Source organism: Sorangium sp. So ce834 (genome assembly GCF_051521425.1).
Taxonomy (GTDB): domain Bacteria; phylum Myxococcota_A; class Polyangia; order Polyangiales; family Polyangiaceae; genus Sorangium; species Sorangium cellulosum_D.
Genome location: NZ_CP150351.1, coordinates 8,597,271 through 8,623,026, shown reverse-complemented (window position 1 = coordinate 8,623,026; position 25,756 = coordinate 8,597,271). Strand labels below are relative to the sequence as shown.

Here is a 25,756-nt window from a genome sequence, read left to right as displayed (position 1 = left end):
CGGCGCACTCCCTCTCCTGGGGCCGGGCAGCTCGACAAGACCCCACCCCGCGAAGACCGTCACCCGCTGGCCGGCCCCGTCCCCTGGTCCGACTCCCCCCACGCCACCATGACCGCGCTCGTGTTGTGGAACCCCTCGACGCTCCCACCGAACTTCGCGATCTGCCCGTAGCACGCCACCCCGAACATCGGATGCGGCGCCGCGTTCGGCGACAGGAACGCCCGCACCTCGTCGCGGTACCGCTCCCCCAGCGACCGGAACCGCGACGCGCAGTCGAACACCAGCGCACCCGACACCGCCGGCAGCGGCCCGAGCACCTTCGTCGACAGCCCCTTCGCCGCCTGTAGCAGCGCGTCGGCCGTCGCGCTCACCACCCGCACCACCTGCCCCCGCGAAAGCCCCCCGGTCAGCACCACCGCCCCGTCCCCCCGGATCGCGATCGGCGACCGGATCTTCAGCGCCTCCCCGAACGGCGTCTTCGCCCCGAGCGCGTGCTTCGCCATCGTCTGGAGCAGCCCCTCGCCCGGCGACCGCAGCCCGAGCCGCGACAGCTCCTCCTCGTACACCCGCGCCGCCGGCTGCCCGTCCAGCGTCCGGAGCACGTTCCGCTCGATGTCCGTGATCGTGAAATCCCGCCCACCCTCGGCCGCCCGGAACCCGTGCACCACGTCGAGGTTCACCCGGTGCCGGTGCGTCAGCCGCACCAGCACCGCCGCGTCCGTCAGCGCCTTCCGGCCCAGGAACACCCGCGCCCCCTCGAACGTCCACCCGTCGCCCGCCGTCCCGCCGAACACCCGCATGTGCGGCGGCACACCCTGCCGCAGCGCGGCCACCAGCTCGTCCCCGTCGCACGCGAACGCGTCCGCCAGCACCAGGATCGAGCTCGGCGCGCCGCTGCGCGGGCCGTTGCTCGACACCGCCTCGTCCATGTCGCTCAGCGCCGCCCGCACGCTCTTGCCGTGATCCGCCCGCAGCTCGCGCGCCGCGGCGCACGTCACCTCGACGCCCGCGCCCCCGAGGAACGCGCACGACACGCCGCTCCTGCTGAAGCCCCGCTCCGTGAACGACACCCCGCCCGTGGTGGCCCCGACCACCGGGACGCCCGTCGCGTCCTCGACCGCGGCGAGATACTCCTCGTGCTTCGTCCCGCTCGGCAACGCCACGATCGCGAGCCGCGCTGGCTCCTTCCACTCGGCGACCGTTCGCTCGATCTTCCGCCCGAGCAGCCAGGCGTTCCCATCAAAGGGTCCGAGGGTCATCATCTTCATGCGCCGAAGCTCCTGCCTGCCCGGCGCCGGAACGCGGGGCTTCGAGTCCAGGCCATCGCTGACGATACGCGTCGCGGCTCGGTGATAACACGCACGAGGGACCCCCCTCTACTCCTCTTGCAGACTTCTGCCCAGCGCGGTCGCCCGCCTGGCGCGGCGCCCGCGGTCGCGCGTCGGCGGAGCTCGGGCGCTGTGATCCGCTCACGCACCTCCGCGCCCGCGCACGTGGTCTGCTTCACCAGACCGCTCGCCCGGCGGCGGCTGGGCCTCGGGCCGCGCCGCCCCGCGGACCTTCTCGTCGAGCGACCGGAGCGCCTGGCCGAGCTCCGCGATCTGCGCCTCGATCGCCCGGATGCCGAACGCGCTCTGCGTGGTCGCCTTCGCGAGCGGCGCGACGATCCGCTCGACCAGCGAGAGGTGGTGGCCCACGAACTCCGACACCGATCGATCGGTCTCGACCTTCACCTCGACCTTCGGCTGCGCGACCCCCTTGAGCGCCGCGGAGAGCCGCTCGAGCTCCGGCGCGAGCCACTGCTTCACCTCCCGCGCCCGCCCGTCCCCCGCCTGCGCCACCGCGGCCGCCTTGCCGATCGCCCCGCGGATGCCCTCCAGCTGCTCGCCGAGCATCGAGAGCGTCCCGGTCACGCGCACGACCGGATCGTCCTCCTTGCCGCCCATGCGCTTGATGCGCTGGTACCCCTTCTTGATCTCCTCCCACCGCGCGCGCTGCTCGGGCGAGTGCCGCCCGCGCAGCTCGCCGAGCTTGAGCAGGTTCTGCTCGGCGCCCGTCGTCAGCGTCTGCGACTCGCTCACGTAGTGATCGTCGACGAGCCGCTCGATCTCCTCGGGCGTGTGCGCCGAGACGACCTTCTCGGCCAGCTTGTTCATGTTGCGGTAGCTGCCCTGCAGCTTGAACGGCGGCTCGGTCCGGAAGGCGTCGTCCTGCGACGCGCTCCGGATGTACTCGAGGTTCACGGACAGGAGCACCCTCTGCACCCGGAAGAGCCGCTCGAACACGGCGACGATCTCCGCGACCTCCGCCGCGGAGTACGCGTGCTCGAGCTCCGTCGCGGCGATGGCCTCGCCCCGCGCCATCCGGATGAGCTTGTGCGTGTCCCCCGGCGCCCGCCCCGAGAGCGGCGCGAGCGTCGGGTTCGAGGTGAGCGCGTTCTCCAGGTAGCTCAGCGCGAACAGCTCCTCCTTGCCGTCGAGGATGTCGCCGAGGTTGTACGTGTCGGCCCGGTTCGACAGCATGTCGGGGATCTGGAAGCGCGCGCCCGACTCCGTGTACGGGTTGCCCGCCATCACCACGCAGAACTTCTTGCCGCGCAGGTCGTACGTCTTCGTCCGGCCCCGCCACACGCCCTCGACCCGGCGCTGCCCGTCGCAGAGCGAGATGAACTTCTGCAGGAGCTCCGCGTTCGTGTGCTGGATGTCGTCGAGGTAGAGCATCACGTTGTTGCCCATCTCGAACGCCAGGTTGATCTTCTCGACCTCCTGGCGCGCGGTCGCGTTCGGGGCCTCGGCCGGGTCGAGCGACGTGACCTCGTGGCCGAGCGACGGGCCGTTCACCTTCATGAACACGAGGCCGAGCTTGCTCGCGACGTACTCCATCAACGTCGTCTTGCCGTAGCCCGGCGGCGAGATGAGCAGCAGCATGCCCATGAGGTCGGTGCGCTTCACGTCGCCCGCGGCCCCGAGCTGCTTCGCCAGGTTCGCGCCGACGAGCGGCAGGTACACCTCGTCGATGAGCCGGTTGCGCACGAACGACGTGAGCACCCGCGGCGCGAACTCCCCGAGGCGCAGCCGCCGCCGCTCCCGCTCCGCGATCTCGCTCCGCACCTTGCGGTAGGCGCGGTAGCGCGGCGCCCGCTCGCGCAAGAACTCCTCGATCCTGCTCAGGAACTCGTCGAGCCGGAGCGCGATCGCGCGCTCCCTGATGCGCGGGTGCTGGCCGAGCAGCCCCTCCACGCGCGCCTCGGTCACGGCCCCGCTCGGCTCCCGCTCGAGGTGCCGCTCCGTCACGAGGACGACCGCCGCCTCGAGCGCGAGGTGGCCCATCGGGGCCCACGCGGCGTCCCGCGCGGTGAGCCCCCGCAGCCACGCCAGCGCGAGCTCCAGCCGCTCGGCCGGGTGCTTCTCGAGCTGCCGGAGGTCGTCCTCGAACGCCGCGCGGCTCCCCTCGAGGTCGAGGCGCGCGAGCAGCGCGTCGCGCAGCGCGAGCGCGGCGTCGCTGGTCACGAACCGGGGGCGCTCCGCCGCGAGCTCCTCCACGAGGTACCGCGCCGCGACGCGCACGTCCGCCGCGCCGCTCACGTCCGCCGCGAGCCGGTGCGCCGCCGCCGTCGCGGCCACGCCCTGCGCCAGCTCGGCCGCGAGCGCCGCCCGCGCCTCGCCCGGGCCGAGCTGCGCCGCGAGCCGGCCGAGGCTCCGCGCCCGCCGGTGCGCGAGATCCCGGGCGCGCGCGTCGAGCCCCGCCCAGTGGAGGCAGGCGAGGGCCCGCGGCGCGCTGCCGAAGCGGAGCAGCCCCGCCGTGGCGCGCAGCGCGAGCAGCTTCTCCAGGACGAGCGCGGCGTCCGCGTCGTGGACGCCGCGCTCGTAGCCCTCGTCGTGCCGATCGGCGGCGTACGCGCGCACCGCGGCCAGCAGCCCGCCCGGGCCGAGCGACGCCTCGCGCAGCCGCTCGATCGAGAGCCCGCCGCGCCCCGCCTCGGCGTCGAGGAGCATCGAGCCCGCGAGGAACTCGCCCCGGTAGACGTCCGCGGTCTCGCTCACGAGCTCCTGGCCCCAGAGGTCGCGCGCGCCCTCGAGCGCCGGATCCTCGATCGGCTCGAAGAAGTCGGTGCCGGTGAGGTGCAGCGCGAGCCCGTCGCCGTGCGGGACCAGCGTGAGCTCCAGGACCTGCGTGCTCACGTTGAAGCGGTGGCGGCCGAGCTTGATGACGTCGCCGCCGCCCTCGAACAGGTCCTCGCGGTCGCGCAGCGCCCGGAGCGCGTCCTGCCGCGCCGACTTGAGCCGCGCCTCGACCTCGTCGCCCTTCACGCTGTCGCCGAGCGCGTGCAGGCTCGCCGCGAGGTCGCGGATCTTCGCGACCATCGCGTCGGACGCGAAGTACGTGTTGAGCTCGTCCACGGTCGCGAACGTGCGCGCCCGCCGCGAGACCCCCTGGACGATCCGGTCCGCGGCGGCGACGAGGTTCGCGACGCGCCGCTGCCGCTCGTCGAGCAGCGCCTGCCGCCGCGCGGCGATCGCGTCGTTCACCTCCTCGCGCTTGGCCGCGAGCTCGCCCAGGAACTCGTCGAACTCGCCGAACTTGCCCTCGAGCTCCTCGAGCTGGACGAGCAGCTTCGAGAGCTCGGCGTCGCAGCGCTCGGGCGAGTCGCAGACCGCGAGCGCGCTCGCGACGCTCTGGCCGAACACCTTGAACTGCGCGCCGAACTCGGCGCGCCCCTCGGCGCCCCGGAGGTCCTTGCCGCGGGCGCCGAGCGTGGCGCGCGCGCGGTTGAGCTGCGCGTAGACCTCGCTGATCCCCTCCAGGATCCGGGTCCGCGCCGTGGGGTCGTCGACCTTGAGGCCCGCGACGATGTCGGCGAGCACCGAGAGCCCCTCGCTCACGGCGTCGAGGTCCGCGGCGAACGGCGCGAGCTCGGACGACCTCGCGACCGCCTCGATCTTCGCGATGAGGCCCGCGAGCCGGTCGGCCAGCGGCCGGAACGCGTGGTCGCCGAGGAGGAACGTCACGCACGCGCGGCTCACCTCGTCGGCCCGCGCGACGATCTCGGCCTCGAGGGCGTCGACGCGGCCGAGGTCCATGTACTTGAGCTCGCGGAGGGTGATGAGGTGCCCCCGCTGCCGCCGCAGCGCGGTCAGGGCCTTCAGGAACGCGTCGACGCTCGCCGCGTCCTCCGGCCGGACCCCGCCGAGCAGCTGCCGCTGCGCCGCCTCGGTCTCGGCGAGCGCGCTCGCCGCGCGGGCCTTGATGGCCTCGACCTTCTCGAACTCGTCGACGATGCTCTCGGAGACGGCCCGGAGCTCGTTCACGGTCGACAGGAGGTCGCCCGCCTCGGCGTGGCCGAGCCAGTAGAAGGCGTCGGTCATCCGCTCGGCGGTCCGGATGAGGTCCTCGTACGTCTGGCGGGTCGGCGACGCCTCGAGCGCGGCGCGCCGCATGCTGAGCGCGTCCGAGATCCCGCGCACGAGGTCGGCGTTGCCCACCTTGGCGAGGTACGAGCCGTCGGTCGGCGCCGACGCCGCGAACTCCGCGGTCATGAACGGCGTCTGCCAGATCTGCATCGGGTGGACGCGGGTCGGCTCCTCGCTCGCGGCGCGGAAGATCACCATCTTGCCGTCGTCGAAGAGGCTGTAGCCGTGGCACTGGATCGGGGTCGCGATCTCCTTGCGGATCAGGTTGTACGGGAAGAGCACGTAGCGCCCCTCGACGACCTGGTGGAACACGTAGAGCACGTCCTCCCCGTTCGGCGAGCGGACGACCCGCTCGAAGACGAGGCTGTCGGTGCTGCCCTCGAAGCGCTTCGTCTCGCCGGTGATGAGGTAGTAGCCGTTCGGGAAGACGATGCCCTGGTCCTCGGGGAGGCTGAGGCAGGCGAGGCCGATCGCGTCGATGCGCGCGACCTTCCGGGTGCGGCCGTTGTAGACGAGGTAGCGGTACGACGGCTCCCGGAACGGCTTGATCTTGAGCAGGATGAGCGGCCCGAGCCGCGCGTACTGGATGTCGGCGTCGTCGAGCGCCTGGCCCGCGTCGTCGACCGGCTCGCGGTAGATGCCGAGCCCCGTGGCCGTGTTGTTCTCGATCTTGATCGTGAGGTCGCCGCCGACCGTCTCGACGAAGATCTCGCCGAGGATGGAGACGTGCGGGTGCTTGCCCTGCACGTGGTCGTCGCGCGTGGTCTGCGTCCACGCGAAGTCGTGCGCCCGCGGCCGGACGTTGTCCTCGTCGCCGCGGGCGTCGAGGTAGCGGGTGCGCCCGGTCGCGTCGATGCTCCAGCGGAACACCTTCACGTCGCGCTCGGACGCGCCGACCTGGAAGATGGCGAGCAGCCTGCTGTCGCTGCGCCGGAGCTGGAGCAGCCGCGGCTCCTTGACGTAGCGGTGGAGGTCCTTGAACTCCTTGACGAAGGCGGGGTCGCCGAGGAACGCGTCGCCCTCGTCGAGCGGCACGTGCGTCAGGTCGAAGGCGCCGCCGTCCTTCGCGAAGCGGTGGAGGCTGAAGACGTCGCCGACGTTCACCTCCTTGAGCCCCATGAACACGAGGTAGCCGACGAGCAGCTTGCCCCGGATGCTCACGATGTCGCGCGGCAGGCAGTTGTTCTCGGTCCTGACGCGCGCGTTCTCGAGGAGCGCGAGGTCGGCGCCGCCGAACACCTGCTTTCGCCGCGCGTTGAGCGCCTCGGCGCGGCGGCCGAGCTCCTCGGCGCGCTCGACGAGCCGCCGGCGGATGACCTCGTAATTGCCCCCATCGAGCGACTCTGCCGCCTGCGGGGGGAGAGCCCCCGCGGTCTGGGCCGCGCCGTCCAAGGCCCCTGTCGACACCATGCATGCTCCGTGTGGTCAGGCTCGAGGCCCGCCCCCGCGTCGAATCCGCGCGGGCCTCGGCTCGCCAGCGGCCAGGTTACCGCCGTTCGCCGCGTCCGGGGGGCGAGATGGCGATCGCGCGCCCAGGCGGGGCCGCGCGCCGGGATGTCAAGCTCGCGCTGCCCCCCGCCGGCCCGCGCGCCGCCCGCGGATTTCCTCGCGTCCCGGCGACCGGCGCGTCGCAATCCCGCTGCGGCGTCAAATCCGCTTGCCGCACGGGGGGTGTTGCGTTGCGATGTGCCGGTAACGAGGGCGACCTACGCGCGCATACGCGCGCGAGCGCTGTGCGGCGCGCGCCCACGCCGCCTCCGGCGGCGCACCCGAAGGCCGGGGCGCCTGGCGGCGCGGGTTGAACAACACGACGCTCTTCAGCGAGTTGGGATGGTGGCATCAATGCGCTTGGGAAAGAGACTTACTTCTTCCGTGCTCCTCGTCCTGCTTGCCGGTCCGCTCGCCGCCTGCGGGGACGACGGCGGCGGCGGCGGCGATGGCGGCGCGGGCAGCGGCGTGGGCGGCGCGGGCGGCAGCGGCACGTCGGGCACCGGCGGGACCGACGACAGCTCCGGGGCGTTCGGCGGGTTCATCACCGTCGGCTCCGGGACCGGCGGCAGCGGGGGCGACCCGTGCGAGTCGCCGGATCCTCCGCCGGAGTGCGACGCGGTCGACGCGGCGTGCGGCGACGGCGAGATCAACCAGGACACCGAGAAGTGCGACGACGGCAACAGCCTGCCCGGCGACTGTTGCTCCGGCGCGTGCAAGGTGGAGCCGTACTGCGAGTGCCCGCCGGGGGAGCCCTGCCGCACGACGATCGCGTGCGGCAACGGCGCGATCGAGCCCGGGGAGAGCTGCGAGGACGGGAACACGGTCTCGGGCGACGGCTGTGACGATCGCTGCCAGCGGGAGCCGGGCGACTGGATCTGCCCGAGGGCCGGGGAGCCGTGCTTCCGGCTCCACTCGTGCGGCGACGCGCGCGTCTCGGGCGGGGAGACCTGCGACGACGGCAACGCGGTGGGCGGAGACGGGTGCTCCGAGGTCTGCGCGCTCGAGGACCCCGGGAACATCACCTGCCCCCAGCCGGGGAAGCCGTGCAGGCCGGTCGAGCGCTGCGGCGACGGCCTGCTGCGGCCGAGCGAGCAGTGCGACGACGGCGGCGTGGAGCCGGGCGACGGCTGCTCGCCGAGCTGCCAGGTCGAGGCCGGCTGGGTGTGCCCGGACGGCGTGCACTGCGTCTTCACGGTCGTCTGCGGCGACGGCCAGATCGGCGTCGGCGAGGGGTGCGACGATCGCAACACGGTCTCGGGCGACGGGTGCTCCGCCACGTGCCAGATCGAGCCCGGGTTCGACTGCGCGCGCGCCGGGCGCCGCTGCACGGCGGTCTGCGGCGACGGGAGGGTCGTCGGGCGGGAGGAGTGCGACGACGGCAACACGAGGGACGGGGACGGATGCAGCGCCGCGTGCAAGTGGGAGCCGGGCGTCGTGTGCGAGCCCGCGCCCGGCGGTTACCTCTGCCGCGCCACAGTCTGCAACGACGGGAAGCGCGAGGGCTCCGAGCCGTGCGACGACGGCAACAACACGATGGGCGACGGCTGCACGCCGTTCTGCCAGGTCGAGCCGGACTGCGGCGAGACCGGCTGCACCTCGGCGTGCGGCGACGGGCTGCGCCTCGGCGGCGAGGCGTGCGACGACGGCAACACGAGGGACGGGGACGGCTGCTCGTCCACGTGCACCATCGAGCCGGGGTACAGCTGCACGAACGACGTGGCGCTCGGCGACCAGCTCCGCGTGCCGATCGTGTACCGCGACTTCAAGGAGGACGCGCCGAACTTCGAGCCCGACACGAACCCGCCGAACGCCGTCGTTACGGGCATCGTGCAGAACCTCCTCGGCGCGGACAACAAGCCGCAGTTCGCGGCGGCGCGGCCGAACGCCTTCCTCACGAACGCGACGGACTTCAACCGGTGGTACAACGACTCGTCCTTCTCGAAGACGGTCGTGGACTGGCTCACGCTCGCGCGGATCGGGACGTCGGACGTGTTCCGCTTCGAGGATCACACGTTCTTCCCGCTCGACGGCCGGGGCTGGCAGGACACGTCGGTGCCGGTGGCGCAGCGCGAGGCGAGCCGCGCGGCGGGCGATCCGTTCGACAACTGGTCTCCTGCGGGCAACCACAACTTCTACTTCACGAGCGAGGTCCGCTACTGGTTCGAGTACCACGGCGGGGAGCGGCTCGATTTCTACGGGGACGACGACGTCTGGGTGTTCCTCAACAACCGGCTCCGCATCGACCTCGGCGGCATCCACGCCCCGATGGGGACCGGCGAGATCGGCGGGGTGGCGGACAACCGCGGGACGTTGCTCATGGATGAGCTCGGCCTCACGGTGGGGCGCGTCTACGAGGTGGTCGTGTTCCAGGCGGAGCGCCACGTCACGGGGTCGAGCTACAAGCTGACGCTCGGCGGCTTCAACGCGGCCCCGTCTCGCTGCGAGCCGGTGTGCGGCGACGGGATCGTCACGGCGGACGAGGAGTGCGACGACGGGAGCGAGAACGGCGCGGGGTACGGGAAGTGCTCGACGAGGTGCGAGCTCGGGCTCTACTGCGGCGACGGCATCCGGACGACGCCGTACGAGATCTGCGACGACGGCACCAACCTCGGCGGCTACGGCTCGGGGGCCTGCGCGCCGGGGTGCGTGGCGGCGCCTCGCTGCGGCGACGCGGAGATCAACAGCCAGTTTGGCGAGACGTGCGACGACGGCGTGAACGACGGCCGGTATGGCGGCTGCACGACGGACTGCCTCGTCGGGCCGCGGTGCGGCGACGCGGTGGTCCAGATGCCGAACGAGACGTGCGACGACGGCGTGAACGACGGCCGGTATGGCGGCTGCACGCCGGAGTGCCGCGACGCGTCGAAGTGCGGCGACGGGGTGACCCAGGGCGAGTGGGGCGAGGAGTGCGACGACGGCGTGAACGACGGCTCCATGGGGTGCCTCGGCTGCCGGATCGGCGCGGTCTGCGGCGACGGGGTCAGGCAGGCGGACCTCGGCGAGCAGTGCGACGACGGCGTGAACGACGGCGGTTACGGCGAGTGCGCGCCCGGTTGCGTGTACGGCCCGCGCTGCGGCGACGGGGTGACGCAGACGCCGCAGGAGGAGTGCGACGACGCGGAGAACGACGGCGGCTACGGCGAGTGCGCTCCGGGTTGCGTGTTCGGTCCGCACTGCGGCGACGGCGTGCGGCAGCAGCCGTACGAGGAGTGCGACGACGGCAACACCGCGAGCGGCGACGACTGCAGCGCGACGTGCCGCACCGAGGTCAAATGACCCGGGTCGAACCGTGATCGAGAGGAGCGCGCGGCGGCTCGGGTGAGCCGCCGCGCTGCGCGCCGGGGGAGGGGAGCGCATCGTCCAAGGATGTAGCTGGTGCGGGGGGAGGTGCTCCCTCCGCGGGGGCCTACCGTGGACGAAAGGCCGACGGCGGAGGCGATGTCCTCAGCAGCCGGGGGCGGATTCGGTCCAGAGACCGCCGGTGCAGGTCTGACCGCTGACGTACGCGCCGCCCTCGTCGTAGCGGCACCCAGCCCCCTCGTGCGAGCACGAGCCGCCAGCCGCCGTTGGCTTCGCCGCCGCTCCAGCGAGCACATGATCCATCAAGATCGCTGTCGCAAGTCGAATCCTCATCGCCTCCGGTCGCACCAAGGATCAATCATGGTGCAATTGTTGATCGAATGAAAAGAAGGCATTCGGGACGACTCTGCCGCGAATGTGCCGCAGTGTGCCCACGCCGCTGAGCCCGCGACACCGAATGAACGCTGCGGGTTGCGTGGGGCCGCCGTGTGATCTAAGGACAGGAGCTCGCCCCTTCCGGGCACTCCGTACTTTGTTCCTTTTTTGTTAAGGAGGTCTTTGATGAAGTCTTTCACCACGCGTCACCGGTTTGCTTTCACGGTGCTCCTCTTGTGCGCCCCGCTGCTCGCCGGGGCGAATGACGATGGGTGCGGCCAGGCCGTCCCCGAGCTCGATGGCGTGGACAGCGCGCCCGCCGAGCTCGTCTCCGCGGCGGCCGGGGGGATCAAGCCCGGCCGCTGTAGGCCGACCGGCTGCAGCGGGCAGGTCTGCGCGGACCAGGTCGTGTACACCACGTGCGAGTGGCGCGAGGAGTACGCGTGCTACGGCGACTACGGCATCTGTGAGCGAGACGCGTCCGGCCAGTGCGGCTGGCGGCAGACGCCGGAGCTCGCTGCGTGCCTCGGCGGCGGGGACGCGCTGAAGGCGCCGCCTGGCGGCGGCCCCGGGCGCTGCGTGGTCACCGGCTGCAGCGGGCAGGTCTGCGCGGACCAGGAAGTGTTCACCACGTGCGAGTGGCGCGAGGAGTACGCGTGCTACGGCCAGCTCGGCGTCTGCGAGCGCGACGCGTCCGGCCAGTGCGGCTGGCGGGACACCCCCGAGCTCGACGCCTGCCTCGCGTCGGCATCGGGCATCTGAGCAGCGCGCCGGGGGGGGGCCCGGGGCGCTCCGCGTCCGGGCGTCGGCGCTAGGGGGCGCCCCCGGCCATGGCCTCGCCGCCCCGCGCGCCCGCGCGCTTCAGGAAGGCGCCCGGTGTGAGCCCGACGAGCTCCCGGAAGTCGGCGATGAGGTGCGCCTGGTCGTAATAGCCGGCGTCTGCGGCGATGCGTGCCCAGTCCTTCGAGCTCGCCGCCCGCCGCACGGCACGCTGCAGGCGAACGCTCCGCGCGAAATCTTTCGGCCCGATGCCGACGCTCTCCGTGAAGGCGCGGCGAAGATGCCGCGCCGTGACGCCGAGCCGCTCCGCCACGCGCTCCACCCGGACCTCGTCTCCTTCGAGCAGGCGAACCGCGCGGCGAGCGAGCCGCGCCGATGCCGGTTCGGAGGTCTGGCGGGTACGCAGGGCGACCGCGTGGGAGAGTCGGTCGAGCACCTCCGGCAGGCTGCGCGCCGCGAGGAGATCGAGGCAGAGGTCGCCGCCCGAACGGCCCCAGATGTCTTCCAGCGGGACGATCCGGTCCGTCAGCGCGTTCGCTGCCACGCCCAGCAGCGGCCCCGACCAGCCCGGCTTGAACTGAAGCATCACCGCCCGCGCGACGCCGGTTGCGTTCTTGAACAGCGCCCGCGTCCGCGGGCCCGCGACGGTCACATCCCCTCTCCGGCCCTCCTCGATCACTCGAAAGACAAGGGTCGTTCTCCCGTTGGGCAGCCATTCAACGTCGAGTGCGCGTCCAGCGACCGGGGCGACGGCGCGGACTTCCTCGACGAAGCGGGAGAGCGAGAACGTCGAGGCTGCAGCGTCCATCGTGCGCGGCATCCTCGGATTCTCGCGCGTGCGCCGCGGCCGGTCAAGCCGGCGCGGAAGGGCCGATGAAAATGTCCGGTCCTTCCAACCGGAGGGCGGCGGCGGGAGGTACGAAGGCGGTGGAGGTACGGCATGAGCAACCGAAAGGAAATCAACATCATGAGCAAACCGATTCCCGCAGCCGACATCCCCCGCGGACCGACGCCGGTCCTCTCGGTCAGCCCACTCGTGCTGTCAGCCCCCGGCCGCGCCGTCGATCTCCAGGTGCGCGTCTCCGCGCCCGTGACCGGAAGCGAGCTGCCCATCCTCTTGCTCTCGCACGGCCACGGCCCCTCCAACCACCTCTCCTCCTTGAACGGCTATGCCCCACTCGCCAACTACCTGGCGGCACACGGCTTCGTCGTGATCCAGCCCACCCATCTCGACTCGAAGGCGCTCCCCTTCAGGGACTCCGATCACCCCGAGGCGCCGCTGTACTGGCGATCGCGGGCCGAGGACATGAAGCGCATCCTCGACCAGCTCGACGCGATCGAGGGCGCCGTCGCGGCTCTCGCCGGGCGTTTGGACCGGAGCAAGGTGGCCGTCGTCGGGCACTCGATGGGCGGGCACACCGCGAGCCTGCTGCTGGGCGCGCGGCACAAGGATCCCCACGACGGAACGGAAGTGAGCCTCGCCGAGCCTCGGATCAAGGCGGGCGTGCTGCTCGCCGCGCCCGGCAGAGGCGGCGATGCCCTCAGCGAGCTCGCGGCCAAGAAGTATCCTTTCTTCTCGACCATCGACTTCTCCACGATGACGACGCCCGCGCTCGTGGTCGCCGGCGATAAAGACGCCTCTCCCCACCTGACGGTCGCAGGCGCCGACTGGCACACCGATCCATACTTCCTCTCCCCGAGCCCCAAGTCCCTGGTCATCCTGTTCGATGCAGGGCACGGGCTGGGCGGAGTCTCGGGATATGACGTCGCCGAGACCACGGACGAGAACCCCGAGCGAGTGGCCGCCGTCCAGCGCCTCGCCTGGGCCTACCTCCGCGCCGAGCTCTACCCCGGAGACCCCGCCTGGCAGGAAGCGCAAAGCGCGCTGACCGGCGCGGCCAACCCGCTTGGACGGGTCGAATCCAAATAGCTCTGGGCGCGCCTCCCGACCGTCCTCTAGCGATCTTCGGCGCCCTGGGTCACGTCGATGCCTCGCAGCGCCTGCTGGGCGATGGTCAGGAAATCGGTCTCGGTGATGATCCCGACGAGCTGCTCCTCGTCGCCGACCACGGGCAGACAGCCGATCTTGTGATCGAGCAGCATCTGGGCTGCGTCGGCGGCCAGGGTCGTCGATCGCACGGTGCGGACACGCCGGGTCATGATCGACTCGATCGGGATGGGCTTGCCGTTGAGGCTGCTCGCGTGGCGGAGCACGTCGCGATCGGAGACGATCCCGACGACGTGCCCCTTCGCGTCGACGACGGGGATATGCCGGATCTCGGCGAGCTTCATCTCGAGGTTCGCGGCGCTGATCGTGTCGCCCTCCTTCAGCGTGATGACCGCGGTGCTCATGTAATCCTCGACCCTGCGATTCTTCTTGGGCTTCATCGAACAGACTCCTTGCGCCCTCGGCGCGCATGAGCGCGCCCGCCGCCGTTGCGAGCTCCGCTTCCCTTGGCTCCCGCTCGACGGAGCATGCAAGTGGCCGACCAGCGCGCCCCCACGCCCCGGAACCGCCGCGCCGCCGGGGCCGCCCGCGCAAGGCCTGCAGATGCGGTGCAATTGCTGCGCCGCTGGGCAGGTGAGGGGGCGAGCGCCAGCGGCCCGCGATGCTGCCTACCCCGGCTGGCCGCCCAGCTGCGTCACCGCCTTCGATCCCGCCTCGATCCCGCGCCGCAAGCACGCCGCCTCGCCCGCGCCCTCGAGCTCGGCGGCGATGAACCCGGCCGCGAACGCGTCGCCGGCCCCGGTCGTGTCCACCACGTCCACCAGCGGCGCCGGCTCGTCGAGGCGCAGTCCCTGCCGTCCGCCCAGCGCCGCGCCCCGCGCGCCGCGCTTGATGATCACCCGCTCGCAACAGGCCCCCAGCGCGATCATCTGCTCGTGGAGGTCGCCGGTGCCCGAGAGCGCCTCCGCCTCGTCGGCATTGGCGAGCAGCGTCGACATCCCTCGGGTCCACTCGAGGAAGGCCCCGACCCCCACCTCCCGCAGGAAGCTCGCCGACGCGGCGTCGATGGCGACCGGGACGCCGCGGCGCCGCGCCTCCCCGGCGAGCCACAGCACCGCGCGCCGAGGCCCCTCGGCGAAGAGCGAATACCCCGAGACGAGCAGCAGCCGCGTCTCGTCCAGGAGCCACGACGGCATGTCCGACGGCTCGAGCGCGAGGTTCGCCCCTCGATCGGTGAGGAAGCTCCGCTCCCCGTCGGCGTCGACGAGGATGACCAGCACGCCCGACGGCTCCTGCGGATCGGCCGCCAGGATCGCATCGACATGGAAGCCCTTGAAATAGGCTTCGAGGTGCGGCTTGTCGCTGGCGCCCACCCGGGCGACGAACGACACCCTCGCTCCCATCGAGCCAAGCCACACCGCCTGGTTGGCCCCCGAACCTCCCGGCCGGCGCTGGATCTTGGCGCGCCGGTCCGAGCCGCGCACCAGCGGCCCCTCGGGGCGGACGATGACGTCCGTCATCACGTCGCCCACCACGAGCACGCGGCCGGCCTCGCTCATGCCTTGGCCTTCGGCTTCGCCTTCTGCTTGGCCCCGAGCTTGCGCAACGCCACCGCGATCTCCGCCGCCACCGCCGCGTTGTTCTCGACCAGAGCGATGTTGGCGACGAGGCTCTTGCCGCCGGTGAGCTCGACGATGCGCTTCAAGAGGAACGGCGTCAGGTCCTTGCGGCTCACGCCCTCGGCCTCCGCGCCCTGGATCGCCTCCTCGATCCGCGCCTCGATCTCCTGGGCGTCCAGGGCGTGGCTCTCTGGGATCGGATTGGCCACCAGGACCCCGCCCATGCCGAGCTCGAACTGCAGCGCGATGACCTTGGCCGCTTGCTTGGCGCTGTCAATCCTGTGATCCACCTTCTGCCCGCTCTGCCGCGCCCAGAACGCCGGAAAATCCCCGGTCTTGTAGCCCAGGACCGGCACGCCCTTGGTCTCGAGCGTCTCCAGCGTCTTGGGGATGTCGAGGATCGACTTGGCCCCCGCGCAGACCACCGCCACCTGCGTCCGACTCAGCTCCTCGAGGTCGGCGGAGATGTCGAACGTCGTCTCCGCCCCGCGATGCACGCCGCCGATGCCGCCCGTGGCGAACACCCGGATGCCGGCCCACGCCGCCGCCATCATCGTCGTCGCCACGGTCGTGCCGGCGACCTCGCCCGACACCAGGAGCGCCGCCACGTCGCGCCGCGACGCCTTGGCCGCCTTGCCGCCCACCTTGGCCAGCCGCTCGAGATCGTTCGCCTTCACGCCCACCCTGAGCTTGCCGTCCATGATCGCGATCGTGGCCGGCACGGCCCCGCTCCGGCGGACCACCGCTTCCACGCGCTGCGCCATCCCGAGGTTCTGCGGATAAGGCATGCCGTGGGTGATGATGGTCGACTCCAGCGCCACCACCGGCCGGCCGGCCGCGAGCGCCTTCCTGACCTCGGATGAGATGGAGAGGTGGTCCTTGATCGACACGATGAGATCCTTCGGCTGCGAGGGTTTGGCGCGTGGGGAGGGCTCGAGCGACGCGGCCCGCTACCCCTTCGGCCGCAATGAATCGGCGGTATAGACGATCTTCCCCCCGACCATGGTCATGAGCACCTGAATCTTGCCGAGATCGTCCTCGGGGATCTGAAGAAAGTTCTGGTCCAGCACGATCATGTCAGCGAATTTGCCCGGCTCGATCGAGCCGACGACCTTCTCCAGCCGCAGCTGGTAGGCCGAGTTCATGGTGATCGCGCGCAGCGCGGCGTTGCGCGGCAGGAGCGGGTCGTCGTTGAGCCGGCCCGCATAGGACGGACCGAAGCTGGCCGGATGCGTGGGGTCCCCCTTGCGGGTGACGCCGATCTTGAGCGCCAGGAACTCGGCGAACGGATCGATCGGCCAGTCGCTGCCATAAGCGATCCTCGCGCCGGCGTTGTGCAAGCTGCCCTCGGGCTCGAGGCGGGCGTAGCGCGCCGGCCCGAGCTGATGCTTCATCGCATCGACCGAATACGGGGCCTCCTGCGCCCACTGGAACGACATCACCGGGATCACGCCGAGCGCCTTGAAGCGACCGTAATCCGCCGGATCGACCGTCTCGCAATGCGCGATCGCCGCGCGAACGTCCTTGCCCGGCAGCCGGGCGCGCACGGCTTCGTAAGCGTCGAGCGTCTGCCGCACCGCACGATCGCCGATCGCGTGGACGTGGGGATCGAGCCCGGCCTCGACCGCCGCGAGGATCAGCGATTTCAGCGTGTCCGGCGGAAAGTAGACGTCGCCGCTGTGCTTGCCCGGAACCCATTGAGGCGCGCCGTCCGTGCCGACGTTGGCATTGTACGGCGCGAGCATCGCCGCGGTCTGGGCCGGCGCCTGCAGGACGCCATCGAGCATGACCTTGATGTGGCGAGCGCCGACGCCGGGGGCCGGCGCCGCGGCGGGCTGATCATAGGAGGACGAAAGCGCCTTGGCCGCGGCGATCGCCTTCTCCGGACCCTTCGCCACCTCGTCGGGATCGATCAGGATGGCGAAGAGCGACCTCGCCGTCAGCTCGCCGCTGCGCTGCACGGCCGTGAACGCCCTCAGCGCGCGTTCGTCGGAAGACGCGTCCATGAAGGTGGTCACGCCCTGGCGGCGGATCGCGTCGAGCGCCGCCTTGGCGCTGCGCACGTCGTCCTCCGGCGTCCGCGGCGGCATGGCCGCCGATACAAGCGTGATGCCGGCATCCTCGAAGATGCCCGTCGGCTGGCCGCCTGCGTCGCGGCCGATCTTGCCGCCGGCCGGATCGGGCGTTTTCGCGGTGATGCCCGCCAGCGCCAGGCCGCGCGAGTTGGTCAGCGCGCTGTGGTGGTCGGTGGAGTGCACGAGGATCGGCCGCTGGGTCCTGAGCGCGTCGAGCGCAGCCCGCGTCGGGTCGGCGTCCACCGAGACCGTGCCCTGCCGATCCCAGCTCGTCACCTCGAGCCACTGGTCGGGACCCTTGGCCGGCTCGCCGTCGAGGCAAGCCTGGATCCTCTCCTGGAGCTGCGCGATGGTGTGCGTCTTGTAGTCGAGGCTGCACATCAGGCGCTGCGCCCCGCCGGACATCACGTGCAAATGGCCGTCGACCAGCCCCGGCATCAGCATGCGGCCCTTCAGGTCGACGACCTCGGTCCGAGGGCCCACATACCCCTGCGCGCCGCTGTCAGCGCCGACATAAACGATCCTGCCGTCGCGCACCGCGACCGCCTGGTGCACCGAGTCCGCGGCGTCGACGGTGTACACGAAGCCGTTCCGCAGCACCGTGTCGGCGGCCTGCGGCATGGAGGCGCCGCAGGCGACCTGCATCGCGAAGAGGACGTGCGACGCCGCCCACGCGGCGCCGAACGCGCGGTGACGGCGGGGGGGAACGCGGCTGTCCCCGGCAGATCGAGATCGGTTCCTCATGAGCGCTCCTGGGCCCATTCAGCGTCACCTGCGACACGGCGTCGCCGTGATCCGATGGGCTCGCTTGTCATCAGAGACGGAGATGTTCGTGGTCGCGGCTCATGAGAGCTCCGCTCTGGCCATGCCTGCGTCGCTCGAGAGGTCATGAGTCGGGCCGCCATCCTAGCACCTTCGCCGCGGCGGGAGGGAAGCCGGTCGCGGCGGAAAGCGGCCGCCACATGCCACGATCGTCGTCCGCCGGCGCTCACCGACCTTCGATGACCAGATCGCGCAGGGTGTCGTCGAGCTCGGCGCGCGCCATGGCCACATCCTCGACGCGCTGGGTGATCTTCGCGCCGATCTCCTCCGACTGTCGGGCCACCTCGGCGAGCCGGTCGAGCAAGGTCTGGCGGAGCTTGCCGGCCTGGGGCGTGCGCTCGATGGTCCTCAGGCTCTCGCGCAGCTCGGCGGCGCGGTCGATCAGCTCGGCGCGCCTCCGCCGCAGCGGGTCGAGCTCGTCGTTCGCCGCGTCGAGCGCGCGCCGGAGCGCGAGCGCGCGGTCCAGCCTCGCGCGGAGCTCGGCCGGGAGGCTCGAGCCCTTCAGGTAGAGCGAGAGCCGCTCGCTCTCGGCCTGGACGAGCGGGATGTCGCGCTGAGACAGCCGCGTCTCCTCGACCACGACCTTCTGGGGCGCGCCGGGGGCGAGCTTCTTCTCGACGAGGCAGGCGTCCGGCGTCGCGTCCGTGCACCCCGAAAGGCCCTGCGGCGCGAACCCCGTCGCCCTCGCGTGGCGGATGAGCAACGTCTCCGGCACGTCCCGGCCGGGCCTCACCTCGTAGACCGTCACGCGCCGGTACCGATCCTCCACGCGCAGCGCGCCGCGGGACAGCGACACGACCCGCACCGGCACGTCCGTGGTCATGCTCGTCGCGCGCACCTCGGTCGAGCTGTCGATGGCGTACGGGATCGTCGCGCTCTGCCCGGGCAAGAGGCGCGTGAGCACGCCCTCGCCCACGAAGGTCCCGCCGGAGAAGATCGACACGGATCCGGGCTGGAGGCCGAGCGCGCTCCGGTTCTCGATCTGCGCTGCGCGGAAGGGGTGGGTCGCGCTCGCGGGCGCCGCGGGATCGGGGCGGAACAGGAGGACGTCCTCGCCCGCGACCGTGCGGTTGATGAGCGTGATCAGCGCCGACGACTTCTTCGGGAGCGTCACCGGGTTCGCGATCGCGTACCGGAAGGCCCCGGCCACCGCGTCCACGCTCGCCGCGCCCTCCGGCACCTTCTCCATCGCCTCGGGCGTGACGGCCGGCGCCTCGCGCCCCGGGCTGGGGGCCTGCGCCGGCCTGACGTCCGAGGCGCGCAGCGAGACGCGGCGGTTGCGCTGCCGGTTCTCCTCGATGTCGTTGGCGACGAGGGGCATCTCGGCGCCGTGCGATCGCGTCACGAGCTCGGCCGTGACCCCGAGCTGGAGGAGCGCCGCGCGCACGGCCGCGGCGCGCCGGGCCGCGAGATCCGCCGCGCCGGCCTCGTCGGCCGACGCGTGCCCCTCGACCTCGAACGCGCGGATGTGCGGGGCGCTCTTGAGCGAGCGCGCGAGCTCCTCGACGAGCGGCCTCGCGCGCGGCGGGATGACGTCCGAGCCCTTGTCGAAGGGCACGGTGGTCAGGATCTGGATCTCGCTGCTGATGGCGCGGACCGCCAGCGGGCAGCCGTGCCGGTCGGGTTGCGGGCTCGGCGAGCCGGGCTCGCGCGGGCAGGCGTCCTCGTGGTCGAGCACGCCGTCGCGGTCGGCGTCGGACCCCGGCGAGCTCTCCGCGAGCACGGGGGCGAGCGCGCCGCCCTCGCCGTCGTAGACGCCCTTCAGCTCCGGCCTGTCGAGCATCGCCGGCGTGCGCAGGTTCGAGGCGTAGGAGAGCGGCGCGCCCGTCGCGAGCGTCACGTCGACCTCGCTCCAGTCCTCGTCGCCGATGTTGCTGATGAGCGCCCAGGCCTGGAGGAGCGCCCGCTTCTCCTTGTGCCCCTTGGCCGGCAGGATCACGCGGTAGGTCGCCTTCCAGGCGGCGGTCGGCACCGCGTACGCGATCGACACGGGCCTCCTCGCGGCCGGCGAGAAGACGAGCTCGACCTCGGCGGGATCGTCGGGCCCGCTCGCCTGCTCGGAGCGCGGCAAGAGCGCGCTCACGGTGGAGGGGGTATCGTTCGGCCCGAGGTTTTGCTCGACGACCACCATGCTCTTCAGCACGTCGTCGACCTCGCGCTCCCGGAACCGGAGCGAGAGCCGCTCGCCCGACATGACGCCGGTGCGCTCGAAGTAACCGAGGCCGTTCTGGTACAGGACGACGTGCCGCAGGCGGAGATCGGGCGACGGCCCTTTGGCCAGCGGTCCGGCGCACGCGGTGAGGGCAAGCGAGAGCGCCGCGAGGAAGGCGTGCTTCATGGGGGCGAGCTTTCCGTGAAGAAGTGGGTGGAGGCGCTGATCGCCGGCAGTGTACCCGACGCAGATCGACGGCAGGCGGTGGAGCAAGGCTGCGGCGCGGCGGCTCGCCGTTCGCCCGGCCGCAGCGAGGGCGCGTGTCGCCCGGCGGTCGATCCAAGTGAACAGCGGGCTCAACCTTCGCCCCCGGCCGACGAATTCGCCGCCACGCCGCTGGCGGGCGGCATCTTCACGGCCGAGGTCGATATCCCCGGCCTGCCCGAGCCCTTCTTCGCCGGCTGGTTACTTCTGCCGCACCACGCGGTTGCGCAGGACGCCGATCTTCTCGACCTCCAGCTCGACCACGTCGCCATCCTTGAGATAGCGCCCATGCTCCAGGCCGCAGCCATCGCCGACGGTGCCGGAGCCGAAGAACTCGCCAGGATGGACGGTCTCGTCGGCCGAGACGCGCGCCAGCAGATCCTCGAATTTGTGATGGATCGTGCTGGAGCTGCTGTCGCACCAGGTCTCGCCGTTCACCCGTGCCTGCATCCGTAAACGATAGGGATCGCCGATCTCATCCGTCGTGACAAGGAACGGCCCCATGCTGTTGCCGGTGTCGAAATCCTTGCCTTTGCAGGGGCCGAGCATGCTCTGCATCTCGATGCTCTGCGCATCTCGAGCGGAGAAATCGTTGAAGATGGTGAAGCCGAAGATGTGGTCGCGCGCCTCCGACGGCTTGATGTCCTTGCCCTTCTTGCCGAGGAAGAAGCCGAATTCCAGCTCGAAATCCATCACCTGGCTGTAGCGCGGCCAGATCACGTCGCTATCGGGGCCAATCACCGAAAAACGATTGGATTTGTAGTAGATCGGGATCTGATACCAGGTCGGCGCGACCTTGACCATTCCCAGCTTGACCAACCATGGGCCGAGCACGGGATGACGCATCCTGGCGATCTGCGCCATCGCCTGCTGCACATGCTTCTCGAACAGCATGCTGTCGCGGATCTGCTCTGGCACCGGCACGGGTGCATGCAGCTCGGCGTCCGACAGAGGCACGCGGATCTCGGCCTTGGCATGCAGGTCGCGTACCCGCGCCATCGCCTCCTCGCCACCCTTGATGATCGACAGCATCTCCGGGAAGGCACCGCCGAGATCGACGATCATCGCGCCGTCGCTGGTGAGGACGCCTGGGCGCATGGTCCCGCGCGCCGGATGGCTGAAGGTGCAGAATTTCATCGGAGCTCTCGCTTGTCTTGTGCTTCGATGACGGCGACGGCGCGGGTCCAGCCGGCGGGCGCGCCGCGGATCTCGTACGGAAAGCAGGAGACGGTGGAGCCGAAAGGCGGCAGGGCGGCCTTCATGGCCTCTCAGCTCAGATGGAGTTGCCCGAGAGCCCCGCGGTGCCCGGGAACCCCATCGAGGTGCCGCCGGCGCCCCCCGAGCCGGCCGCGAGGACGTTGCCCCCGAACGACACCGAGCTGCTGCCGACGCGGTAGAGGCCATACGAGACGCCGCCCGCGCCGCCGCCGCCGTATCCACCCTGGCCGCCGTTGCCGCCGCGGCCGCCGTTGCCGCCGGCGCCGACCTCGCCGGTGCACACCGTCCCGCCGTTGCCGCCGTTGCCGCCGTTGCCGCCGGCGCCGCCGACGCCTCCCGCGCCGCCGTTGCCGCCGTTGCCGCTGGAGATCTGGTTGGCGATGAGCGTGAACCCGTTCGAGTTCACGAGGAACAGCCCGAACGAGCCGCCACCCCCGTTGCCCCCGAGGCCTCCGAGGCCGCCGCAGCCCCCGGCCCCGCCGCCGCCGCCGCCGTTGCCGGCGCCGTCGTTCGCGATGATGCCGCCCTGCCCGCCGCCGCCGCCGCCGCCGCCGGCCCCGTTGCCGTGCACACCCGTTCCGCCGGTGTTGCCCGCCCTCGCCCGCCAGAGGTTGCTGGTGATCGTCCCGCCGTTGCCGCCGGAGCCGTTCAGCCCGGCCCCGCCGTTCGCGCCGTTCTGGCCGTTCGCGCCCGCCTGCGCGGTACGCGTGTCGTTCCCCGCCGCGCCCCCGTTCCCGCCGAGCGACCCGCCCACGCCATTTTGGCCGCCGCTGCCTGCGTGCTCCCCCTCGGGGCCCCCGTCCCCGCCCTTGCCGCCAGCGCGCCCGCAGCTCGACGTCCCCCCCGCGCCGCCGGTGCGCGTGCCCACATCGTTGCAGCTGCCCGCCCCGCCGGTCGACCCGTTGCCGCCCGCGACGCCGGCCGTCCCGCTGCCGCCCGCCGCGCCCGGCGCCCCGTTGCCGGCCTCGAGCCTGCTGTTCTTCAGCGTCACCGCCGTGCAGTTGACGCACCGCATGGCGTAGTTCGAGATCCCCGCCGACGACACGCCCAGGTCCAAGGTCATGATCGTCAGCCGATCGATCGTCGTCGGCGCGTTGATGTTCGTCCCCTCGACCGCCGCGGCGTAGCCGCCCTCCGTGGACCCCGAGCGCACGACGGCGATCGACGCGGCCGATCGCGCCCAGCCGAGCGCCCGGTTGTAGCCGCCGTACAGCGACACGCCGCTCGTGAGGGTGACCCGGCCGTTGTACGTCCCCTGCGAGATGTAGACCTGCGTCTTGCCCCTCAGCACCGCCTCGTTGATGCCCGCCATGACCGTGAGCTTCGGCTGCGCCATCGTGCCCGGCGTGGTGCCGGCGTCGCTCCCGTCCGTGGCGACGAAGATCGCCTGGCTCGCGTCGCCGTCGATGCCGTCGCAGTTCGCGTCGACGAACGCGTCGTCCGGCAGGTCCACGTCGCTCAGGAACGTGCACGCGTACTCGCAGCCGTTCGCGAGCGACCCGTCGATGTTGTAATAGCCCGGCAGGCAGCCCTCGAACGTGCACGCCCCCGCGCCGCACCCGACCGCCGCGTTCGGGATCGCCGCGGCGCAGTTCATGCCGCAACCGCCGCAGTTCGCCGGATCCGTCGCGGTGCTGATCTCGCACCCGTCGGCGTCGATGCCGTTGCAGCTCGCGTACCCCGCGTTGCAGGCGATGAGGTTGCAGGCCCCGGCGACGCACGCCTCGGCGGCGTTCGCGAGATCGCACGCCGCGCCGCAGGCGCCGCAGTGCACGGCGCTGGTGCGCGTGTCGGCCTCGCAGCCGTTCGCCGTCTGGCCGTCGCAGTTGGCGAAGCCGGCCTCGCAGGCGCCGAGCACGCAGCTGCCGGCGAGGCACGACTCGGCCGCGTGCGGCAGGTCGCACGCCAGGTTGCAGCCGCCGCAGTTCGCGAGATCGCTCGCCGTGTGGACCTCGCAGCCGTCCAGGGCGCTCGCGTTGCAGTTGGCGTACCCCGGGGCGCACGCGCCGAGGACGCACGTCCCGCCGAGGCACGCCTCGGCGGCGTTCGCGAGGTCGCACGCCGCGCCGCAGGCGCCGCAGTTCGCGGCGCTGCTGTTGAGATTGACCTCGCAGCCGTTCGCCGGGTCGCCGTCGCAGTCGGCGTACCCCGCGGCGCAGGCGCCGAGCACGCAGCTGCCGCCGACGCACGACTCGGCGGCGTGCGGCAGGTCGCACGTCGCGCCGCAGGCGCCGCAGTGCGCGGCGCTGGTGTTCGTGTTGACCTCGCAGCCGTTCGCCGGGTTGTCGTCGCAGTTGGCGTACCCGGCCTCGCAGGCGCCGAGCACGCAGGTGCCGGCGAGGCACGACTCGGCGGCGTGCGGGAGCGAGCAGGCGATGTTGCAGCCGCCGCAGTTCGCGAGGCTCGTGCCGGTGTCGACCTCGCAGCCGTTCGCCGGGTCGTTGTCGCAGTTGGCGAAGCCCGCGTCGCAGGCGCCCATCACGCAGACGCCCGAGAGGCAGGCCTCGGCGGCGCCCGGGTAGCTGCACGACGCGCCGCAGGCGCCGCAGTTGGCGAGGCTCGCCCCGATGTTCGCCTCGCAGCCGTTCGTCAGGTCGCCGTCGCAGTCGGCGTAGCCGGCGTCGCACGCCCCGAACTCGCACGCGCCGCCCACGCACGCCTCGCTCGCGTGGGCGAAGTCGCAGGCGACGTTGCAGCCGCCGCAGTGGGCCGCGCTGGTCCGGAGATCGGTCTCGCAGCCGGTCAGCGGGTCGAGATCGCAGTCGGCGTGGTCCTGCGCGCACCCCATGATGTTGCAGTTGCCCCCGTTGCAGAACGCCGTGGTGTGCTCCTTGAGGCAGCTCGCCCCGCACGCCCCGCACGACCGCACGTCGGTCAGCAGGTTTGTCTCGCAGCCGTTCGTGGGGTTGCCGTCGCAGTCGGCGAAGTTGTTGGTGCACGACGAGACCGTGCAGACCCCGTCGATGCAGCCGGTCGTCCCGTTCGGGGAGACGCACAGCTGGTCGCACGCGCCGCAGTGGGCCGCGCTGGTCAGGAGGTCGGTCTCGCAGCCGTTGTCCGGCTCGTCGTCGCACGCCGCGGTCCCGACCGGACAGCTGCCCGACCGCCCGATGACGGGCACCACCACGTCGGGCGCGCGGGCGCCGCCGACCTCGGCCTCCACGGTCACCCGATCGGCGGGCAGCGGCCCGGCGACGCCCCTCGAGGTGAACGTCACCTCGAAATAGAGCGCGCCGCCCGGCGCGCTCTCGGCCGGCAGCGCCTCGGCGGCGCGGGTCCACCCGCCCGGTCTCGCCGGATCGGGCTCGTAGCGCACCGGCGCGACGGCGAAGTCGGCGCTGGCGATGCCGGCCTCGGTGAAGACGACGTCCTTCCCGGTCTGGTTCTCGACGCGGAACATGCGTGTCCGCTGCCGGCCGGCCGGCACCGACGCGAAGTCGAGGACCTCGGGGCTCGCGCACGCGCCGGTCGGCCCTCCGTCGTTGAGCACGCAGAGCTCGAGCTTCCCGCTCCAGACCCCGCCCGCGCCCCCGCTGCCGCCGTCGCCGCCGCTGCCGCCCGCGCCGCCGAGGCCGCCGCTGCCGCCCGCGCCGCCGGTCCCGGTCGGCCCTGTCGGGACCTCCGAGCTCCCCGCACAGCCGGTCGCGGCGAGCGAGGCGACCAACGCGAGCACGGGGACGAGCGGCGCCACCCGGACGAACAGCGTGGCGAGGTTCGGACGCAGAAAATTCCTATCGCGCGCCATAAGACCAGTGGAGCTCAGAGGCCTTACGCTGTCTACAGATCTCGCGGCCACCGGAACGAGACCTGACGCGATGGCGAAATGGACGCCTCCCTGCGTCCCGATGGATGGAGGCCGGTATCGCACCTCGCCGCATTGCGCAGCATCGCCCTGCTGGCCGCGTGGACGCGCCGCGTTCCTCGGGCGGCGGGCCGCCGGCCGTGAATTGACGCACGACGGGCCGCACGGCGCGTCGCAGGCGCCTGCCCAGCTCGATCGGCGCTTCGGGGTCGCGCCGGATCGTCCACGACGCCAAGGCTGGCCAGGTCCTGACCTCTCTTCTCTTCAGCGGCGAGGCGCGCGGCGCGTCCTGCCCAACTCCACGGGTCGCATCGCGCTGTGACGCTCTCCTCGGGTCGTTTCAGCAGCACGAGCGAGCCGCGGGTCCCCTGGACTCGAGCGCGTCCGGGCGCCGGCCGTGACAACGTTTTATCCAGGGGGATTTCGGTGCAGAAAACAAACTTGCGCCGTAACGAAAATACGAGAAAACGAGTGATCTGCGGCCTATGAACAGGCATCC

At 71.9% G+C, this 25,756-nt stretch carries 14 protein-coding genes; 3 read left to right on the top strand and 11 right to left on the bottom strand.

What is annotated here, in order from left to right; genetic code table 11:
* Window positions 1–59: 59 nt before the first annotated feature.
* Window positions 60–1,268: an FIST signal transduction protein gene (locus tag WMF20_RS31335; RefSeq protein WP_437605544.1), complete on the bottom strand. Its 1,209-nt coding sequence runs from the start codon at window positions 1,266–1,268 to the stop codon at window positions 60–62.
* A gap of 201 nt (window positions 1,269–1,469) precedes the next feature.
* Entirely contained in the window at window positions 1,470–6,821 is a 5,352-nt protein-coding gene (locus tag WMF20_RS31330; RefSeq protein WP_437605543.1) for a DNA repair ATPase, read from the bottom strand.
* A gap of 432 nt (window positions 6,822–7,253) precedes the next feature.
* Here WMF20_RS31330 and WMF20_RS31325 point away from each other — a divergent pair, with 432 nt between their 5' ends.
* Together WMF20_RS31325 and WMF20_RS31320 are read left to right on the top strand one after the other, a co-directional pair.
* A complete protein-coding gene (locus WMF20_RS31325; RefSeq protein ID WP_437605542.1) occupies window positions 7,254–10,178 on the top strand; it encodes a DUF4215 domain-containing protein in 2,925 nt (974 codons plus the stop codon).
* 585 nt (window positions 10,179–10,763) lie between these two features.
* Window positions 10,764–11,339: a hypothetical protein gene (locus WMF20_RS31320; protein WP_437605541.1), complete on the top strand. Its 576-nt coding sequence runs from the start codon at window positions 10,764–10,766 to the stop codon at window positions 11,337–11,339.
* A 49-nt stretch (window positions 11,340–11,388) separates the two neighbouring features.
* Here the strand turns inward: WMF20_RS31320 and WMF20_RS31315 are convergent, their stop codons facing one another.
* Window positions 11,389–12,177, bottom strand: coding sequence for a helix-turn-helix domain-containing protein (locus WMF20_RS31315; protein ID WP_437605540.1), 789 nt, complete (start codon window positions 12,175–12,177; stop codon window positions 11,389–11,391).
* 147 nt (window positions 12,178–12,324) lie between these two features.
* Here WMF20_RS31315 and WMF20_RS31310 point away from each other — a divergent pair, with 147 nt between their 5' ends.
* Window positions 12,325–13,287, top strand: coding sequence for an alpha/beta hydrolase family protein (locus WMF20_RS31310; RefSeq protein WP_437605539.1), 963 nt, complete (start codon window positions 12,325–12,327; stop codon window positions 13,285–13,287).
* A 26-nt stretch (window positions 13,288–13,313) separates the two neighbouring features.
* On the opposite strand, the gene WMF20_RS31305 is transcribed toward WMF20_RS31310, so the two are convergent.
* The 8 genes from WMF20_RS31305 to WMF20_RS31270 form a co-directional block, all read right to left on the bottom strand.
* Window positions 13,314–13,745 (bottom strand): CBS domain-containing protein, encoded by a 432-nt coding sequence (locus WMF20_RS31305; protein ID WP_437605538.1) that lies wholly within the window; start codon window positions 13,743–13,745, stop codon window positions 13,314–13,316.
* Between the two features lie 228 nt (window positions 13,746–13,973).
* A complete protein-coding gene (locus tag WMF20_RS31300; protein WP_437605537.1) occupies window positions 13,974–14,864 on the bottom strand; it encodes a carbohydrate kinase family protein in 891 nt (296 codons plus the stop codon).
* On the bottom strand, window positions 14,861–15,814 hold the full coding sequence (locus WMF20_RS31295) for a pseudouridine-5'-phosphate glycosidase (protein WP_437605536.1): 954 nt from the start codon (window positions 15,812–15,814) through the stop codon (window positions 14,861–14,863). The genes WMF20_RS31300 and WMF20_RS31295 overlap by 4 nt, the downstream gene beginning before the upstream one ends.
* 60 nt (window positions 15,815–15,874) lie before the next feature.
* Window positions 15,875–17,743 carry an amidohydrolase gene (locus WMF20_RS31290; protein WP_437605535.1) on the bottom strand — a complete coding sequence of 623 codons (1,869 nt, stop codon included), beginning with the start codon at window positions 17,741–17,743 and terminating at the stop codon, window positions 15,875–15,877.
* A gap of 244 nt (window positions 17,744–17,987) precedes the next feature.
* Window positions 17,988–20,159, bottom strand: coding sequence for an OmpA family protein (locus tag WMF20_RS31285; RefSeq protein ID WP_437605534.1), 2,172 nt, complete (start codon window positions 20,157–20,159; stop codon window positions 17,988–17,990).
* 279 nt (window positions 20,160–20,438) lie between these two features.
* Window positions 20,439–21,374 carry a fumarylacetoacetate hydrolase family protein gene (locus tag WMF20_RS31280; protein ID WP_437605532.1) on the bottom strand — a complete coding sequence of 312 codons (936 nt, stop codon included), beginning with the start codon at window positions 21,372–21,374 and terminating at the stop codon, window positions 20,439–20,441.
* The gene (locus tag WMF20_RS31275; RefSeq protein ID WP_437617263.1) at window positions 21,371–21,499 is read right to left on the bottom strand and encodes a hypothetical protein; all 129 of its coding nucleotides are present in this window, start codon (window positions 21,497–21,499) and stop codon (window positions 21,371–21,373) included. Before WMF20_RS31275 ends, WMF20_RS31280 begins: the two co-directional genes overlap by 4 nt.
* An 11-nt stretch (window positions 21,500–21,510) precedes the next feature.
* Window positions 21,511–25,200: a hypothetical protein gene (locus tag WMF20_RS31270; RefSeq protein ID WP_437605531.1), complete on the bottom strand. Its 3,690-nt coding sequence runs from the start codon at window positions 25,198–25,200 to the stop codon at window positions 21,511–21,513.
* Window positions 25,201–25,756 lie beyond the last annotated feature (556 nt).